Raw genomic sequence first — 15,869 nt, forward strand, 5'->3', positions numbered from 1 at the left:
ATGGAGGGTGGCCCGCACCACGTTTCGGTAGGGTCGGGCCGTGAGCACCGGCAGCCAGCGCTCCTTCCGCTTCGGCGTGAACATGATGGTCCCGACCGACCGGGCCGGCTGGGTCGGGAACTGCCGCAAGGCCGAGGACCTCGGCTACGACGTCGTCGCCGTCGCCGATCACCTCGGTATGCCTGCACCGTTCCCGGCGCTCGTACTCGCCGCCGAGGTGACCGAGCGCGTCCGGCTGTGCACGTTCGTGCTCAACGCCGCCTTCTACAACCCCGCGCTGCTCGCCCGTGATGTGGCCGGCACCGACCAGTTCACCGGCGGACGGCTCGAACTCGGGCTCGGCGCCGGCTACGTGAAGGCCGAGTTCGATGCCGCCGGCCTGCCCTTCGACAGCGCGCGCCGACGGATCGACCACCTCGGCCACACCGTCGCGGAGCTGCGCAGGCTGTTCGGCCAGGACGACCCGAGACCGGTGCAGCGACCGGGCCCGCCGCTGCTGATCGGCGGCAACGGCGACCGGGTGCTGAGGCTGGCGGCGCGGGAGGCGGACATCGCCGGGTTCACCGGCGCGCGGTTCACCGCCGACGGCACGTCCGGATCGCTGGCCGGGGCCGAGGATGTCGCCGAGCGGGTCGAGTTCGTCCGCACCGCCGCCGGTGACCGCGCGGACGACATCGAGCTCAACGTGCTCGTGCAGAAGGTACTGATCACCGACGACCGCGCCGCCGCGCTGCGGCAGTTCCAGCATTACGAACCGGAGCTGACCGTCGAGGAGCTCGGTGAGCTGCCCACACTCCTGGTGGGCACCGCCGCGGAGATCGCCGACCAGCTCCGCGCGCACCGCAAGCGGTTCGGCTTCAGCTACATCACCGTGCTCGAACCCGATCTCGAACCGTTCGCCGAGGTGATGGAGCTGCTGCGCTGACCGTGCTCACCGTCGACGGCCTTGGCGTGCGCGCGGGTGAGCAATGGCTGTTCCGGGGAGTCGACCTGCGCCTCGCCGCGGGCGAGTGCCTCGTAGTGACCGGGCCGAACGGCAGTGGTAAGTCGACTCTGCTGCGCTGCCTGTACGGCATGCAGGAAGGCGCCGAGGGGCGGGTCGCCGTCTGCGGCCGGGTACCGGACGAGCGCGACCGGGACTTCCGCCGCCGGGTATCGGTGCTGCTCGACGACTCCGACTTCTTCGCCGAGCTCACCCCGGTGCAGCACCTGGAGCTGCTCGCAGGCTCGTTCGGCACTGAGTTCGGCACCGGCGACCTGCTCGCCGACGCCGGGCTCACCGAGCGGGCGACCGTTCCAGCCGGCCGGCTCTCCGCCGGGCAGCGGCGCAGGTTACTGCTGCTCGGTGCCACCGCCAGGCCGTTCGACGTCCTGCTGCTCGACGAGCCGGAACGGGCGCTCGACGTGGCGGGCAAGGAATGGTTGACCGGCCTCGCCGCCAGGGCCACCGGGTCGGGCGCCGCGGTGGTGCTGGCGACCCACCATCCGGCACTGCTGAGCTCCGCGGACCACGTGCTGGACCTGGCGTGACGGCCGCCCTTCGGCTGCCGGGTGAGTCCCGTCTCCGCCGGGTCCTTTCCGGTGACTGGCCCACGTTCGTGGCGTTTTTCGCGGTGGGCCTGCTCGTCTCGGCCTTCTTCCGGCTGGCCTGGTGGCGGGACGTCCTGCTGACCGGCCCGGTCGGGTCGCCCGCGGTGGTGCTCGGCCTGTTCGCCGTCTGCTGCGCTCTCGGCTGGCGGTCGCTGTTGCGGCGCACGTTCCTCTGGGCCGATCCCGCGACGCTGACCTGGGCCGACTTCGGCAACGCCGACCGGGTGCGGGCGGTCAGCGGGCGGTTGTGGATCGCATGGGCCACTCGCCTGCTGGCGCTCGGCTACCTCGGAGCCTTCCTCGCAGCGCTGTACGAGGTTCCCGGCTGGGTGTGGCCGGCCGGGGGCGGGGTCCTGCTCGCCGGTGCGGTCCCGGCCTTCGTTCTGGCCGCGGGTGCGGGAGCGTCGTCCCCGGTGCGGCTGCCCGTCGCCGTCCGGGCGGGGCGGCAGGAGCTCGTCGAGGGCTGGGCGGAGCGAGTCGTGCGAACCGTGTCCCTGACCTTCCTCGACCCGCTCATGATGTTGCCGTCGGCGCGGCCCGCGGTGACCGGCTCGCTGCGACGGCGGTCGCTCCCTCGGCTGGCGGCCGCCGGGATCGTGGGCCGCACCCGGTACCTCGGCTCCGCGGTGCTCCTCGCGCTCGCCGCGGCCGCCGCGCACGTGGCGCTGCCGGGCATACCGGACGCGGTGCTTGCCGGGCTGGGTGGCTTCGCCGCGCTGCTGCCGTTCGGCGGTGGGCTCGGTGAGCTCTGGCGCTCGGCCGGCCTCCGCCGCTGGGTCGACGCCCCGGACCGGACGCTGCGCGCATGGCACGGCGCCGCGCTGGCGGCACTCGCACTCGGCTGGGGGCTGTTGCTGCTGGCCGGGACGGCCCTGCTGGACGCCCCGTTGACCGGGACGGCGTGGCTGGTGCTGCCGCTGGTGGCGGCGGTCGTGGTGCGCACGGTCACGCGGCCACCGCTGGACTACGGCGATCTCGGGATGACGGACACGCCGTTCGGGCAGGCCCCGGTGCGGCTGATCGCCCAGCTCGTCCGGGGACCCGATCTCGGGATCGCCGGGGTGTGGCTGCTGTCGGTGTCGCCGCTGGGGTGGTTCACCGTGCTCACGACGTTCGCGCTGGTCGCGTGGTGCGTGCTGCGCTGAGGTCCCTGCCTACCGGCGGGTGGCCAGCGTCGCCGGGTCGATCTTCAGCTCGACCGGTGCCGTCACCGTGAACGGCTCTTCGGAGTCCGCGATGATCTCGTACTCGCCGTCGATCAGCTGGTACGCGGTGACGGTGAGCGGAGAATCCAGATCGATCAGCCAGTAGTGCTCGATCCCGGCCTCCGCGTACTCGGCGAACTTCGTCACCTGGTCGGTGCGCTTGGTCCCCGGTGAGATGATCTCAACGGCGAGTACGACGTCGGTGGCATCGAGCCGCGCGGGGTTCGCCTCCACCACACGGGTGTGTGTGACCACCACATCCGGAGCGCGGACTGTGGCCGGATGGGCGGCCTCCACCACGATCTCCGTGTCCTGGACAGCTTCCAGTTCGTCTGGGAGCTGGCCGTTCAATTGAAAGGTCAGGCGATACATCACACGTTGATGCAATGGTGCCGGCCTCGGTACCACCGAGAGAACCCCCTCGACGAGCTCGTAGCGGAGCGACTCGTCCTGAGGTAGGTCGGCCCACTCCTCGAGGGTCAGGAGATGGTCGGGCCAGTGCACGGCACTCATCGTCTGCCCTTCATGCGGCGTTTGGTGTTGTCACCGACTGTATCGTGCCGCTCAGCTGAGCAGGTCCACGAGCTTGTCGACGGCGAGGTAGGTGAACAGCGCCAGGCACAGGGTCAGCAGCCCGTTCGACAGCCACCGCGAGCGGCACTCCCGTGGCAGCCGCCTCGAGTTCAGCATCACCAGCAGCGTCCCGGCGAGGAACGGCATGAACAGCGCGCCGAGCACGCCGTAGGTGACGGTGAGCTGGAACGGCTTGTCGAGGAACAGCAGTGCCATCGGCGGGAACGTCAGCCACAGCACGTAGCCGCGGTAGACCGGGCTGCGCACCCCGGCCTTGCGCTCGTAGTCCGCGCGGTCGTCCTCGACCTCCCTGGGCAGCCGCCAGGTGCGCCACCAGTCGGCGAACAGCAGGCTGACGCCGTTCCAGACGCCGACCAGCGAGCTGAACGAGACCGCGAAGAAGCCGACCAGGAAGGGGATCCGCGCCCACTGCCCGTAGTCGGCGGCCAGCGTGTCTCCGAGCATCAGCAGGCCCTCGTCACCGGACACGACGTCCTGCCCGAGCAGGAGTTCCGAGCCGACGATCAGCATGGCGATGACGAAGATGCCCGTGGTGACATAACCGGCCGCGTTGTCCAGCCGCATCATCGACAGCCAGCGCGCCGAGTGCCAGCCCTTCGCCATCGTCCAGTACCCGTACGCCGCCATCGTGATCGTGCCGCCGACGCCGCCGACCAGGCCGAGCACGTAGACGAGCGAACCGTCCGGGAGCCGCGGCACGAACCCCTTGCCGACGTCCAGCAGGTTGGGCGCCACGAGGATCGCGGTACCGACGACCGTGACGAACATGATGCCGACGAACGCGGTCATCACCTTCTCGATCAGCGCGTAGCGGCCGAACCACACGAGCAGAAACCCGAGCAGGCCGCACAGGATCGCCCAGTACCGCACCGAGATGTCGGGGAAGAGCGCATTGAGCGGCAGCCCCGAGGCGGACATCGCCGTGGCGCCGTAGACGAACCCCCAGACGACCGCATAGGCGCCGAAGTAGACCAGCACCCACCGGCCGAGCGTGCGCCAGCCGGACAGCAGCGTGTGTCCCGAGGTGAGGTGCCAGCGACCGACGGCCTCGGCGAGCGCGATCTTGACGACCGTGCCGACGATGACCGCCCAGAGCAGCACATACCCGAAACGGGAACCGGCGACCATGGTGGCGACCAGGTCGCCGGCGCCGACGCCCGTCGCGGCCGCCATGATTCCCGGTCCGATCTGGCGCAGCCGGGCACGCCACCCGACCGGAACGCCTGCCACGTCGTCGTGGCCGACCTGATTCGACATGCCGGGGAAGGTAACGCAGCTCACGTCCGTCGCGGAACACGGCGGTCCGGACCTTTACCTTCCCTTAGGACTGGCGCTGCTTCTCCACATCGCGCGGGCGCGAACTTTCAGGAGACCTGCGGCAGCTCGGTGCCCGGTGGTGCCTCGACGGCATCGCGCAGCGTGTCGAGGGGCAGGTCCACCGCGTCGGCGACGGCGGCGACCGTGAAGAACGCCGGGGTCGGGATCCGGCCGGTCTCGATCTTGCGCAGCGTCTCCACCGAGATCGCCGCCGACGCGGCGACCTCCACCATGCTCCGCGCGCCACGTGCGCGGCGGAGCACGGCGCCGAGCCGCTGCCCGCGTTCCCGCTCGGCCTCGCTCAACGGCACTCGCACCACGAGCCGATAGTAGTACCGCCGGCGGGAACGCGGGAGTTGCGCACAGCCTGTGGACAACTCTGTGCACAGGCTGTGGACCCCCGCTACGCGCCGGGGGGCACGGGCAGCGGTGTTCCGGGGCAGGTCGTGTCCTCCGGCACGACGCCGTCCACCAGATAGTTCTCCACAACCCGGTCGGCACAACCGTTGCCGCCCGCGTAGATGCCGTGGTCCCCCTCACCGGTGATGGTGAGCATCCGGGAGCCCTCGAACGCCCGGTGTGCCCGCCGGGCGCCCTCGATGGGCGTCGCCGGGTCGTGCACCGACTGCACGATCAGCACCGGCGGCACGCCCTCGCCGTCGATCTCCGGAAGCTCGATGGGCTTGTTCTTCCAGAAGATGCACGGCTGGACCAGCCAGCCCCAGCCGAGCAGCGGGTAGTGCCTGCCGAGCACCTCGGACTGCCGGACGACGCTGCCCCGGTTGCCGTACCACGGCCCCTCGTTGCACGGGATCGTCCAGAAGCTCGCGTCGTAGGCGTCGTCGTAGTCGAGCGGCACCAGCAGCGGCTGCGGTCCGAACGCCTCGACCTCGGGAATCCGCGCCTTGACCTTCTCGGCGGCCGAAGCCTGCTGCTCGGCGGAGGCCTCGGCACCGGTCAGGGTCCGCACGCTCACCAGGTATTCCGCGAGTCCGGGGAACGAGCGCTTGTTGTAGAGCATCCCGGCGATCGCGTTGTCCAGCTCGTTCGGGCCGACCTGCTCGCCGTCGAGCTCCACCGGCTGCTTCGCCAGCGCCGCGCGGACCCGCTCGTAGGTCTCCCTCGCCGCGTCGCCGGTGGGGCCGAAGTGGTACAGCGAGTCGTACTTGGCCATCCACGGCAGGAAGTCCGCGCGCCAGCGCCGCTCGAATCCCAGCGGCTGCCAGTCGAAGGAGCGCTGCCATGTGGTGGTGAACTCCGTCGCCGAGTCGAGCACGAACCGGCCGGTGTGCTCCGGGAACCGCTGCGCGTAGTGCGCGCCGAGCCACGTGCCCGCCGAGTAGCCGACCCAGTTGATCTTGTCGCGGCCGAGCAGCACGCGGAGCAGGTCCATGTCCCGGGTCGTCTGGTAGGTGTTGATCAGCGGGCCGAGCTCGCCGGAGTGCTGCTGGCAGGAGTCGGCGGCGTACTTCGTGGCGTCCAGGATGAGGTTGAGGTTCTTCCGGTCCCGGTCGCGCGGGTCGAGCGAGTCACCAGTGCCGATCGCGCCGCCGCACGTGATGTTCGTGCTCTTGCCCGTCCCGCGCGGATCGAAGCCGATGACCTCCTGGTGCTCCCGCAACGTGTCCTGGTTGCGCAGCCGCGCCGGGAAGATGCGGCCGGGTGCTCCTGGACCGCCGGGGTTGGTCAGCACGCTGGCGGTCGCCTCGCCGCCGGTCGCCTTGAGCCTGCTGACCGCGATGGTGATGTCGACGCGGTCCTCGGTGCGGTCCCAGTCGCGCGGCGCGGCGTAGGTCGCGCACTCCATGTCCTCCGCACCCGCCGGTGGCTGGGACGGCAACTCGTCACCTGAGCAGACGTGCCAGTCGAGCACCTGGTCGGCGTAGCGGGCGGGAATATCCGCGGAGCCGGCGGGCCTACTGCCCGCCGGCTCCGCGAGGGCCGGGGTGAGCCCGGCCAGCAAGGTGCCCGCCGTCGCCGGGATCACCACGGCGAGGCGAAGTCGTCTCATCTGGTTGTCCTCGTTCCTGTCGGCCGGAGGGAGCCCGGGGTCAGCCGGGGTAATTGAAGCGGGCCGCCGCCGCCGGGACAACCCGCCTTCGGTAGGCGAGTCGGGCGTCAGCGGGGCAACGGCGCGGAGCCGATGTCCCGCAGTGACGCCGTGACCGGGTCGGCGGTCTCCGCGTAGCAGGTGAGGTTGGTGAAACCGTGCCGCCAATTGGTCTGGTCCGGCCACCGCCAGGACGCGAAGACATCGTCCCTGGCACCCGTACCGAGATACTGGGCCAGCATCGTCCGGCAGGCCGGCCGGGCGGCGGCGTCGAACTCCTCGGCCGAGGGCAGCGGATCGGTCGGCTTGCCCATCGGCAGCACGCCGATGGCCTCGCCGACGTGGGGTTCGGCACAGGGCACGCGTTCCGGGGCCGACCTCGACGGCTGCACCGCCGAGCAGATCTGGAACTCGTAAAGGTTCTCACCGGCCAGGACGCCCTTCGCCGAGCCGGTACGGGGCATCGCCTCGCCGTCGACGCTCAGTTGCGCAACCCCGCAGCGGTACCAGCGGTCGCCGCGGCGCCAGTCGTCCTCACCGGCCCACATGAGCCAGGCGCCGAGCGTCGTGGCGTCGTAGCCGTCGTTGCCGAGATAGCGGGCGGCCACGGTTCGGCAGGTGGGGAACACCGCCTCGAACACGGTCGCCTTCTCCGGCGGTGTATCGCCGAACTCGCCGCCGAACCTGCCGACCTCGGTGATCTCCACGGTGTGTTCTTCCGCGCAGTCCACCGCAGAAGGGTCGTTGCCGGACACACATTCGCCTGGCTGGGCCAGTTCGCGGGCCGGATCGCCGGACGCGGGCGGCGTGGTGGTGGCCGACGCCGAGCCGCGGTCCGGACCGGACGCCGCCGTGCCGCCGACCTCGGTGGTGCACGCCGCGAGCGTGACGGCGGCGAGTGCGGCGGCCGCGAATCCTGCTACCCCATGTCTGGACATCGGGGATGACCCTACCGAGGGACCACGGACACCACTTAAGGTCGACGCCGCGTTACCCGCAGGTTACCTGAACGACGGCGAAGGAACTGGTGAGGCGACATGTCGGTACGAGGCGGCGGGAAGGGCCAGGGGCTGCGGTTCAGCCCGTGGAACCTGCTGTTGATCATTCCGTTCTGGATCCTGATCACCCCGATCTACAACCGCGAGGGGCCCGCGCTGTTCGGGATGCCGTTCTTCTACTGGTTCCAGTTCGTGGGCATCGCGGTAGGCGTGATCTGTACCGCCACCGTCTACCGGATGACGCGCGACAAGCCGACGGTCCCTGCACCGGGCCGGGACCTCGACGTCGACGACCTGGATGAGGGGAGCGCCCGGTGAACGAACTGCAGTGGCCCGAACTCATCATCTTCGGCGGGCTCTTCCTCCTGGTCACCGTGCTCGGCTTCGCGGCGTCCCGCTGGCGCGCCGGCCGCACGCTCGACCACCTCGACGAGTGGGGACTCGGCGGCCGCAAGTTCGGCACGTGGATCACCTGGTTCCTGATCGGTGGTGACCTCTACACCGCCTACACGTTCGTCGCGGTGCCCGCGCTGCTGTTCGGAGCCGGGGCGATGGGCTTCTTCGCGATGCCGTACACGATCATCGCCTACCCGCTGGTGTTCCTGCCGCTGCTGCGCCTGTGGTCGGTGTCCCGCTCGCGCGGGTACGTCACGCCCGCCGACTTCGTGCGCGGCCGGTACGGCTCGCGGGTGCTGGCCACGCTCGTCGCCGTCACCGGCATCGTGGCGACGATGCCCTACATCGCGTTGCAGCTCGTCGGCCTCGAGTCGGTCCTGCGCACGATGGGCTTCAACGCGGGCGGCCTGCTCGGTCATCTGCCGTTGCTGATCGCGTTCGTGATCCTGGCGGTCTACACCTATCAGTCGGGGCTGCGCGCTCCCGCGCTGATCGCGTTCGTCAAGGACACGCTGATCTACGTGGTGATCATCGTCGCGGTGCTGTACCTGCCTGCGAAGCTCGGTGGCTGGGACAGCATCTTCTCCGCCGCCGAGGCGAAGTTCGCCGAGACCGAGTCCACGAGCGACGGTGTCCTGCTCAACCCGAACAACCAGCTGCAGTACGCCACGCTCGCGCTGGGCTCGGCGCTCGCGCTGTTCCTCTACCCGCACGCGGCCACCGGCGTGCTCGCCTCGCGCGGCCGCAACGTGCTCAAGCGCAACATGTCAGCGTTGCCCGCGTACTCGGTGCTGCTGGGCCTGCTGGCACTGCTCGGCTTCGCGGCCGTCGCCGCGGGGACGGAGGCACTGACCAACGCGGCGACCGGCCGGGTCGACACGAACACGATCATGCCGAAGCTCTTCGACGACATGTTCCCGTCCTGGTTCGCCGGCATCGCCTTCGCCGCGATCGGCATCGGCGCACTGGTGCCCGCCGCGATCATGTCGATCGCCGCGGCGAACCTGTGGACCCGCAACGTCTACAAGGAGTTCCTGCGGCGCGACGCCACCCCGGCGCAGGAGGCGAAGCAGGCGAAGCTCGCCTCGCTGATCGTGAAGTTCGGCGCGGTCGCGTTCATCCTGTTCATCGACCCGCAGTTCTCGATCGACCTGCAGCTCATCGGCGGCGTGATGATCCTGCAGACGCTGCCGGCCGTGGCGATCGCGCTCTACACGCGCTGGTTCCACGTGTGGGGCCTGATCGCCGGCTGGTTCGTCGGGATGTTCTGGGGACTGTCGCTGCTCTACGGCATTCCGAACCCGGCGGCGGGCAAGGAGCACTTCGGCGGCTCGGCGCTCGCGCTGGACAAGCTGAACATCCTCGGCTGGCAGCCGTTCGCGGGTTCGCAGGTGCAAATCTACGTCGGCATCGTGGCGCTGGTGGCGAACCTGGTGGTCGCGGCGGTCGTGACCCCTCTCGCGCGGCGGGCGAAGGTGTTCAACGGCACCGACTCCACCGAGCCCGCCGACTACCACGCCGACGAGGGAGACAAGGACCTCCGTCCCATCGCCTCCGCCGGCTGACGCTCGTGAGTGCGCACACGAGTTCTAACTCGTTTGCGCACTCACGAGTCGGGCCGGGTGCAGGCGGCGAGGCGGCGGCGCAGGAACCGGTGCCGTGGTTCCGGTCCGGGCAGCGCGAGTGCCCTGCGGTAGTAGTCCGCGGCCCGGTCCAGCCGCCCCGCTCGCAGCCACAGCGCGCCGAGCGCGGCGGGCAGCGGTGGGTACCCGGCGAGCTCATCCTCGGTCTCGATCAGTTGAAGTTCGGCGATCCCCGCGGCCGGCCCGTTGGCCATCGCCAGCGCGATCGCCCGGTTGAGCCGGGTGACCGGCGACGGGCGCAGCGCGACGAGCTGGTCGTAGAGCCCGAGCACGCGTTGCCAGTCGGTGCCGTCCGCGCCGCTCGCCGCGTGACACAGGGCGATCGCGGCCTCGACGTGGTAGGCGGACAGCTCCGGGCCGGTACAGGCGACGGCGAAGATCCGGGTGCCCTCGGCGATCAGCGTCCGGTCCCAGCGGGCACGGTCCTGCTCGTCGAGCAGCAGCACGTCACCGGCCTCGTCGGTCCTCGCAGGCAACCGGCTCGCCTGTAGCAGCATCAGGGCCACCAGTGCCCTGGCGCGCGGCAGGTCGGTGCGCCGGTCGGCCAGCAGCAGCCGGCCGAGCCGGATGGCCTCACCGCACAGCTCGCCGCGCACGGCGACGTCCCCGGCGCTCGGGTCGTAGCCCTCGTTGAACAGCAGGTAGAGCACCGCGAGCACGCTGTCCACGCGAGTCTCGATCGACCCCGTGGGCGGCAGTTCGAGAACGTGGTCGTTCTCGCGCAACCACCTCTTCGCCCGGGTCAGCCGTTGCGCGATCGTCGCGGGCCTGGCCAGCAGGGCGGCGGCGATCTCGCCGACGCCCAGGCCGCCGACCGTCTTCAGGGTGAGCGCCACCTGTGACGCCTGCGGCAGCTCGGGGTGGCAGCAGAGCAACATCATCGCCAGCTCGGCGTCGCCGGTATCCGGTTCGCCCGAGAGGTCGAGGTCCGCGAGCGCGGGCAACTTCGCCCGCAGTGCCCGTTCGCGGCGGAGCAGGTCGAGCGCACGGTTGCGCGCCGCGCGGAACAGCCAGCCGCGCGGATTGTCCGGTACGCCGGTGTGCGGCCACGTGCGCAGCGCCTGCTCCAGCGCGTCGGCCACCGCCTCTTCGGCCAGGTCGAGCCGCGCCGGGCCGAGAGTGCGGGCCAGCGTGGCGATCATCTGCCCGGCGCTGTGCCGGAACAGATGCTCGACCACACCGGCCGCACGCACGCTCAGTCCTCGCAGCCGTTCTCGCCGACCTTGCGCACCTCGATCGGCCCGAACCGCAGATGCGGATGCGTGCCGAAGATCTTCTCCGCCTGGTCCAGATCCCCGGCCTCGATCACGATGAACCCGCCGACGACCTCGGTCGCCTCGGTGTGCGGACCGTCGGCCGAGGCCAGCACACCCTCGGTCAGCCGGACCACCCGGCCACCGCGGGCCAGCCCGTTGCTGATGACGAGCCCGCCTGCCTTGTCCATGTCCTCGCTCCACGCGAGATAGCGTTCGAGGGTCCGCTGCGCCTCGTCCGGGCCGAGATGTGCGTGCGAGTCGGCCGTGCCACGCAGGAATCCGACGTAGTTGGGCATATCTGCCTCCAATCCTCGGTGTACGCCACACAGACGAACGAGGACGCCCGGAATCGACACGGTTAGCGTGGCAGACATGAATGAGGATGTGAGCAGGTTCGGCACGGTCGAACCGGATGAGCTGCCCGGTGACCTGCGGGAGCGGATCGAGGTGATCGCGGAGAAGTCGGGCTTCGTGCCGAACATCTTCCGCGCGCTGGGCCACCGCCCTGCCGAGCTGCGGGCGTTCCTGGACTACCACGACGCGCTCATGGACCGCTCCGACGGGCTGAGCAAGGCGGAGCGGGAGCTGGTGGTCGTGGCCACGTCGGGCGCGAATCACTGCACCTACTGCGTGGTGGCACACGGCGCGATCCTGCGGATCAGGGCGAAGGACGGCGAGCTGGCTGACCGGGTGGCCAGCAACCCGTGGCAGGCGGAGCTGGACGAGCGGCAGCGTGCCATCGTGGATCTCGCGCTGGCGCTGGTCCACGACTCGGCGCGGTTCGGCGAGCGGGAGCTGGCGGCGGCCCGCGAGGCGGGGCTGACCGAGGACGAGATCTGGGACGTCGGCGCCATCACCGCGCTGTTCGCCATGTCCAACCGGCTGGCCCATCTCACCGCGCTGCGGCCGAACTCCGAGTTCTACCCGATGGGCCGCTAGCCGGCCGCTGAACGGCGGGTTGCCCCTTCGGCAGGTCCCTCGCCCGAGCCAACGTGCTCGACCAACGGCTACCCGGAGGACCGGTCCTCAGCTCGCGGTGCTGGTTTGATGAGCGGCGTGTCCCGCGTGAACGGCCGGAACCCGACGCTGTAGTATAGCTCGCGCGCCTCGGGATGTCCCGGCGCACCGAGGCAGGCGACCGTCACCTGAGTGGCCCCGGCCGCCCGCGCCAGATGCATCCCGTGCAGCAGCATCGCTCTGCCCAGCCCCAGGCGCCGGTAGCCCGGATGCGTTCCGACCGGCTCGAACTCAGCGGTCTTGTTCGCTTCGTCGAGCCACATGATCGTCGAGGATGCCATCGCTCCGTCCGGCGTCTCCACCAGGATGTGCAAGTCGCCGCGGTACGCCGCCGTCTGCCGGACACCCTGGTAGCTCTCGGCCGTGTACGTCGAGGGAGCCCAGGCGTCCACATGGGCCTGGACCGCGGCCTCCGGCCCGGCCTCGTCGGCGGTGCGGAACCGGAAGCCGTCCGGCAGTGCCGGCTGGTCCACGTCGGTGAGGTCCCGCTCGTTGAGCTGGGTCCAGGACCCGGCGTCGCCGAGTGAGGCCGGGTCGGTCTCATAGCCGTGCGCAGCCCATCGGTTCAGGGCGAACTCGTCGGCGGCGCTCGGCATCACCGTACGCTCGACGTCCGCGGCCCTACCGTCGTACCAGTCGATCACCTCGTCAACCAGTCCGGCGTGGTCGGGATGGACCTGATACGCCAGGTAGGCGCCGGTGACGTCCTTCACCGACCCGTCGCTCCGCCTCACCCGGTGCGGAAGAAGGGCCCAGCTCCACGCCACCAGATCCCCGCCGGAAAACCACAGCCGACGCGGCCGGCTGGCGCCGTCGCCGGCGTGCCCTTTGCCCCAGTTCCAGGCCAGCTCGCCGAACGACGCGTCACTGTTCACCAGGTCCGGGCGGATGGCCGTGACACGCTGCGCCAGACCCTGCATGAGCTGCACGTCCGCGGCCGTCACCAGCTCGAAGTTCGCCATAGTGGCCACCGTGTCAGGACTCCGGAAAGCCGTCGAACCGTTTTCCTGGGCCGCCGACGCGGCGGCCGACAGCACTAGAGCTCTTTCCGCCAGGTCTCGGCGACCAGGTCGTGCCCCCAGCTGTGGTGCGGTTCGCTGCCGGTCAGCTCGAAGCCGGCCTGCTGGTAGATCCGCCGGGCGGCGGTGAGCACGCTCTGCGTCCACAGCTCCATCGCCGTGTAGCCGCGGCCGCGGGCGAACTCGACGCATTCGGTGACGAGCCGTTGGCCGACGCCGAGGCCGCGCGCGCCGGGCTCGACGAGAAGCAGCCGCAGTTTCGCGGTCTTATCGTCGCTGCCCGGGGTGCAGAACACCGACCCCACCGGCTCGCCGTCCAGTTCGGCGATCCACCCGGCCTGGCGCGTGGAGCCCTCGTCGGCCACGTAGTCGGCGATGATGCGGGCGACGAGCGCCTCGAATCCGGTGTCCCAGCCGTACTCGTGTGCGTACTGGACACCGTGCCGGTGGACCACCCAGCCGTAGTCGCCCGCTCGCGGTGGGCGGAGCACCAGCGGCCGCTCCCCGGAGCGCTCGCCGACGAGTTCGGTGATGGTGCGCATCGCGCCGAGCAGGCGCCGCTGGTCGTCCTCGGCGAGCGTGCCCAGCAAGTCCGCGATCTGCCTGCGCGTGCGCTGTTCGAGCGAGTCCTGTGCGAGCCTGCCTGCCTCGGTGAGGCTGACGGTCTGCCGTCGCGCGTCGGTCTCCGAGCGTTCACGGGCGAGCAGGCCCCTCGATTCCAGCCTGCTCAGCAGCCGGCTCGCGTAGCCGGCGTCGAGGTCGAGCCGGCGGCGCAGCTCGGTCACCTCGCGCACGCCCTGCTGCGCCAGTTCGTAGAGCATCCGCGCCTCGCTCAGCGTGTACGGCGTGCCGACAAGCCCCTCGTCGAGGACTCCGATGAGCCGCGTGTACTCGCGGTTGAAGGCACGAACGGCCGCGACTCGCTCGACCACCGCCGTATTCATTGACCACCCCAACAAATTGGTTGACTCAGTCAAGAGTACCGGCACAGTTGAGCCGAGGCCAGGAAAAAGGGGTGGCAGAAATATGGAAACCCCGTGATGCTGCCAGGTCGGGGGTCCGCCAGCATCACGGGGTCATGAGGGGTATCGACGCCGGAGCCGGCGGCGTTACACCCGAGCCAATTGTAATCTAGATCACACGAGAGTCCTGCCCGCGACGCGGGCGAGTCTGGGCGATCGCGATCAGTTCCTGGCGAACGGTCGCGGTGGCCGCGTTGTCGATCGCCCGGTTCAGTGCCCGGCGGGCACGCATCTCGGCACGGCGGGCGCGGAGCTTGGCGGCGATGTTGTTCATCGGTTTCTGCATCCCCTTGGGGGTCTCGATGGCTGTGCCTCCAGTATGCGCCTTTTTTCACAAAGTCTCCAATGATCGTCCGGTGATGCTGCTTACTGACCGAAGGATCATCGGATATTTCGGCGATATGCCGGGCATAGTTCGTGGCGCCGGTCACTCTCGCTGGCTATTCGGGAATATTTTGCTGAAGCTAGACAGTGCTAGACAGCGGCAGAAAGCTCAATCTTCGCCGCGGCCGAGCAGGTAGCTGCCGAAATGCGGCACCGTGAACGCGATGTGCCCGCGCTCCGCCGAGTACACGAGCCCCTTCTTCATCAGGCTGTCGCGGGCGGGCGAGAGCGAGGACGGTTTGCGCCCGAGGTAGACGGCGACGTCGGAGGTGCCGGCGCTCTCGTCCCTGCCCTGTGTCAGTTCCGCCATCGCGACCAGGTACTCACGCTCGGCCGGGGTCGCCCGCTCGTAGCGTGAGCCGAAGAAGCCCACCGCGAGCTCGGCCTCCGCCTCCGGCGCGGCGACCCGCACGTCCTCCGCGGTGATCGGGTCGGCGGGCGCGGCGTCCCAGGCCGCCTTGGCGTAGGCCTGGATGAAGTAGGGATAGCCGCCGGACGCGCTGAACAAGGTGTCCAGCGCGTCCGGAGCGATCTCGGCGTCCTCGCGCTCGACGGGTGCGAGTATGGCGCGGTCCGCCTCCGCCCGCTGCAGCCGGTCGATGCGCGCGTAACGGAAGAGCCGCTCGGAGTACGACTTCGACGCCGACAGCACCGCGGGCACGTGCGGTAGTCCGGCGCCGACCACCACCAGGGGTGCGCCGGACTGGGACAGCTCGTGGCACGCCGCGCACAGCGCGGATACGTCCTCCGGGGCGAGATCCTGCATCTCGTCGATGAGCAGCGCGACGCCGGTGCCGACATCGGCGGCGAGTTCCGCCACGTCCGTGAACAGTTCCACCAGGTCGATCTCGATGTCCCCGGAGTCGGCGCGGCCCTGCGCGGCGGGCACATCGATGCCCGGCTGCCAGCGGTCGCGCAATTTGGCGTCCGGGCGGTTGGCCCGCAGCGCGAACGCCTTCAGTACCGCGAGCACGTCGTCCACCCGGTCGGGTGCGCGATGCCGGACCGCGAGATCGCGGATCGCCCGGTGCAGTGCGGCAGACAACGGCCTGCGCAGTTCGGCATCGGGACGGGCCTCGATCTTGCCGGAGCCCCAGCCGCGGCGCAGCGCCATCGAGCGCAACTCGCCCAGCAGCACGGTCTTACCCACGCCGCGCAGCCCGGTGAGCACGAGGCTGCGTTCGGGCCGCCCACGCGAGACCCGTTCGAGCACCACCTCGAAGGCCTTCAGCTCACGTTCCCGCCCGGCGAGTTCGGGCGGCCGCTGTCCTGCGCCGGGCGCGAACGGATTCCGCACGGGGTCCATCACTACGACACTATTGGGTTTTCTAGCTGCAGCCCGATATTGCGGCAGAAAACGCTACCGGCGTGTCCCGGA

General features: G+C 70.2%; 17 protein-coding genes. 6 read left to right on the top strand and 11 right to left on the bottom strand.

From position 1 onward, the window contains the following. Positions 1-40: 40 nt before the first annotated feature. Genes JAP66_RS00520 through JAP66_RS00530 form a run of 3 tightly spaced genes read left to right on the top strand, consistent with a single transcriptional unit; the run spans position 41 to position 2,735 of the window. Complete coding sequence (locus JAP66_RS00520) at positions 41-925, top strand: LLM class F420-dependent oxidoreductase (protein ID WP_199429004.1); 885 nt, start codon at positions 41-43, stop codon at positions 923-925. A 2-nt stretch (positions 926-927) separates the two neighbouring features. Next, a complete protein-coding gene (locus JAP66_RS00525) occupies positions 928-1,530 on the top strand; it encodes an ABC transporter ATP-binding protein (RefSeq protein WP_199429006.1) in 603 nt (200 codons plus the stop codon). Then, entirely contained in the window at positions 1,527-2,735 is a 1,209-nt protein-coding gene (locus JAP66_RS00530) for a DUF6297 family protein (RefSeq protein ID WP_199429008.1), read from the top strand. The genes JAP66_RS00525 and JAP66_RS00530 overlap by 4 nt, the downstream gene beginning before the upstream one ends. 9 nt (positions 2,736-2,744) lie before the next feature. On the opposite strand, the gene JAP66_RS00535 is transcribed toward JAP66_RS00530, so the two are convergent. The 5 genes from JAP66_RS00535 to JAP66_RS00555 all read right to left on the bottom strand — a co-directional run bounded on the left by JAP66_RS00535 (position 2,745) and on the right by JAP66_RS00555 (position 7,694). Further along, on the bottom strand, positions 2,745-3,308 hold the full coding sequence (locus JAP66_RS00535) for a Uma2 family endonuclease (RefSeq protein ID WP_199429010.1): 564 nt from the start codon (positions 3,306-3,308) through the stop codon (positions 2,745-2,747). A 51-nt stretch (positions 3,309-3,359) separates the two neighbouring features. Further along, positions 3,360-4,646 (bottom strand): Nramp family divalent metal transporter, encoded by a 1,287-nt coding sequence (locus JAP66_RS00540; RefSeq protein WP_199429012.1) that lies wholly within the window; start codon positions 4,644-4,646, stop codon positions 3,360-3,362. 107 nt (positions 4,647-4,753) lie between these two features. Next, a complete protein-coding gene (locus JAP66_RS00545) occupies positions 4,754-5,026 on the bottom strand; it encodes a helix-turn-helix domain-containing protein (protein WP_199429014.1) in 273 nt (90 codons plus the stop codon). 83 nt (positions 5,027-5,109) lie between these two features. Then, complete coding sequence (locus JAP66_RS00550; protein ID WP_199429016.1) at positions 5,110-6,717, bottom strand: alpha/beta hydrolase; 1,608 nt, start codon at positions 6,715-6,717, stop codon at positions 5,110-5,112. Between the two features lie 107 nt (positions 6,718-6,824). Then, positions 6,825-7,694 carry a septum formation family protein gene (locus JAP66_RS00555; RefSeq protein ID WP_199429018.1) on the bottom strand — a complete coding sequence of 290 codons (870 nt, stop codon included), beginning with the start codon at positions 7,692-7,694 and terminating at the stop codon, positions 6,825-6,827. Between the two features lie 99 nt (positions 7,695-7,793). On the opposite strand from JAP66_RS00555, the gene JAP66_RS00560 reads away from it, so the two are divergent. Next, on the top strand, positions 7,794-8,072 hold the full coding sequence (locus tag JAP66_RS00560) for a DUF3311 domain-containing protein (RefSeq protein ID WP_199429020.1): 279 nt from the start codon (positions 7,794-7,796) through the stop codon (positions 8,070-8,072). Continuing rightward, positions 8,069-9,715 (top strand): monocarboxylate uptake permease MctP, encoded by a 1,647-nt coding sequence (mctP, locus tag JAP66_RS00565; protein WP_199429022.1) that lies wholly within the window; start codon positions 8,069-8,071, stop codon positions 9,713-9,715. The genes JAP66_RS00560 and mctP overlap by 4 nt, the downstream gene beginning before the upstream one ends. A 41-nt stretch (positions 9,716-9,756) precedes the next feature. Here the strand turns inward: mctP and JAP66_RS00570 are convergent, their stop codons facing one another. Next, the gene (locus JAP66_RS00570; protein WP_307849378.1) at positions 9,757-10,986 is read right to left on the bottom strand and encodes an RNA polymerase sigma factor; all 1,230 of its coding nucleotides are present in this window, start codon (positions 10,984-10,986) and stop codon (positions 9,757-9,759) included. A gap of 2 nt (positions 10,987-10,988) precedes the next feature. Continuing rightward, on the bottom strand, positions 10,989-11,345 hold the full coding sequence (locus JAP66_RS00575; protein ID WP_199429024.1) for a YciI family protein: 357 nt from the start codon (positions 11,343-11,345) through the stop codon (positions 10,989-10,991). 76 nt (positions 11,346-11,421) lie between these two features. Between JAP66_RS00575 and JAP66_RS00580 the strand changes: the two genes are divergently transcribed. Then, entirely contained in the window at positions 11,422-11,988 is a 567-nt protein-coding gene (locus JAP66_RS00580) for a peroxidase-related enzyme (protein ID WP_199429026.1), read from the top strand. Positions 11,989-12,056: 68 nt separating this feature from the next. Here JAP66_RS00580 and JAP66_RS00585 read toward each other — a convergent pair whose 3' ends face one another. From JAP66_RS00585 to JAP66_RS00600, 4 genes are all read right to left on the bottom strand, one after another. Beyond that, positions 12,057-13,028: a GNAT family N-acetyltransferase gene (locus tag JAP66_RS00585; protein WP_199429028.1), complete on the bottom strand. Its 972-nt coding sequence runs from the start codon at positions 13,026-13,028 to the stop codon at positions 12,057-12,059. A gap of 74 nt (positions 13,029-13,102) precedes the next feature. Further along, positions 13,103-14,029, bottom strand: coding sequence for a bifunctional helix-turn-helix transcriptional regulator/GNAT family N-acetyltransferase (locus JAP66_RS00590; protein ID WP_199429030.1), 927 nt, complete (start codon positions 14,027-14,029; stop codon positions 13,103-13,105). Between the two features lie 187 nt (positions 14,030-14,216). After that, on the bottom strand, positions 14,217-14,381 hold the full coding sequence (locus JAP66_RS00595; protein ID WP_199429032.1) for a hypothetical protein: 165 nt from the start codon (positions 14,379-14,381) through the stop codon (positions 14,217-14,219). 219 nt (positions 14,382-14,600) lie between these two features. Continuing rightward, the gene (locus tag JAP66_RS00600) at positions 14,601-15,797 is read right to left on the bottom strand and encodes an ATP-binding protein (RefSeq protein ID WP_199429034.1); all 1,197 of its coding nucleotides are present in this window, start codon (positions 15,795-15,797) and stop codon (positions 14,601-14,603) included. Between the last annotated feature and the right edge of the window lie 72 nt (positions 15,798-15,869).

This window comes from Qaidamihabitans albus (assembly GCF_016464705.1).
GTDB classification, from domain to species: domain Bacteria; phylum Actinomycetota; class Actinomycetes; order Mycobacteriales; family Pseudonocardiaceae; genus Qaidamihabitans; species Qaidamihabitans albus.

Bases quoted from the DNA above. Each gene is read 5' to 3' on its own strand.
- JAP66_RS00600 (WP_199429034.1), bottom strand. From the start codon at position 15,797: ATGGACCCCGTGCGGAATCCGTTCGCGCCCGGCGCAGGACAGCGGCCG.
- JAP66_RS00555 (WP_199429018.1), bottom strand. From the start codon at position 7,694: ATGTCCAGACATGGGGTAGCAGGATTCGCGGCCGCCGCACTCGCCGCC.
- JAP66_RS00540 (WP_199429012.1), bottom strand. From the start codon at position 4,646: ATGTCGAATCAGGTCGGCCACGACGACGTGGCAGGCGTTCCGGTCGGG.
- JAP66_RS00585 (WP_199429028.1), bottom strand. From the start codon at position 13,028: ATGGCGAACTTCGAGCTGGTGACGGCCGCGGACGTGCAGCTCATGCAG.
- JAP66_RS00560 (WP_199429020.1), top strand. From the start codon at position 7,794: ATGTCGGTACGAGGCGGCGGGAAGGGCCAGGGGCTGCGGTTCAGCCCG.
- JAP66_RS00535 (WP_199429010.1), bottom strand. From the start codon at position 3,308: ATGAGTGCCGTGCACTGGCCCGACCATCTCCTGACCCTCGAGGAGTGG.
- JAP66_RS00550 (WP_199429016.1), bottom strand. From the start codon at position 6,717: ATGAGACGACTTCGCCTCGCCGTGGTGATCCCGGCGACGGCGGGCACC.
- JAP66_RS00575 (WP_199429024.1), bottom strand. From the start codon at position 11,345: ATGCCCAACTACGTCGGATTCCTGCGTGGCACGGCCGACTCGCACGCA.
- JAP66_RS00595 (WP_199429032.1), bottom strand. From the start codon at position 14,381: ATGAACAACATCGCCGCCAAGCTCCGCGCCCGCCGTGCCGAGATGCGT.
- JAP66_RS00580 (WP_199429026.1), top strand. From the start codon at position 11,422: ATGAATGAGGATGTGAGCAGGTTCGGCACGGTCGAACCGGATGAGCTG.
- JAP66_RS00590 (WP_199429030.1), bottom strand. From the start codon at position 14,029: ATGAATACGGCGGTGGTCGAGCGAGTCGCGGCCGTTCGTGCCTTCAAC.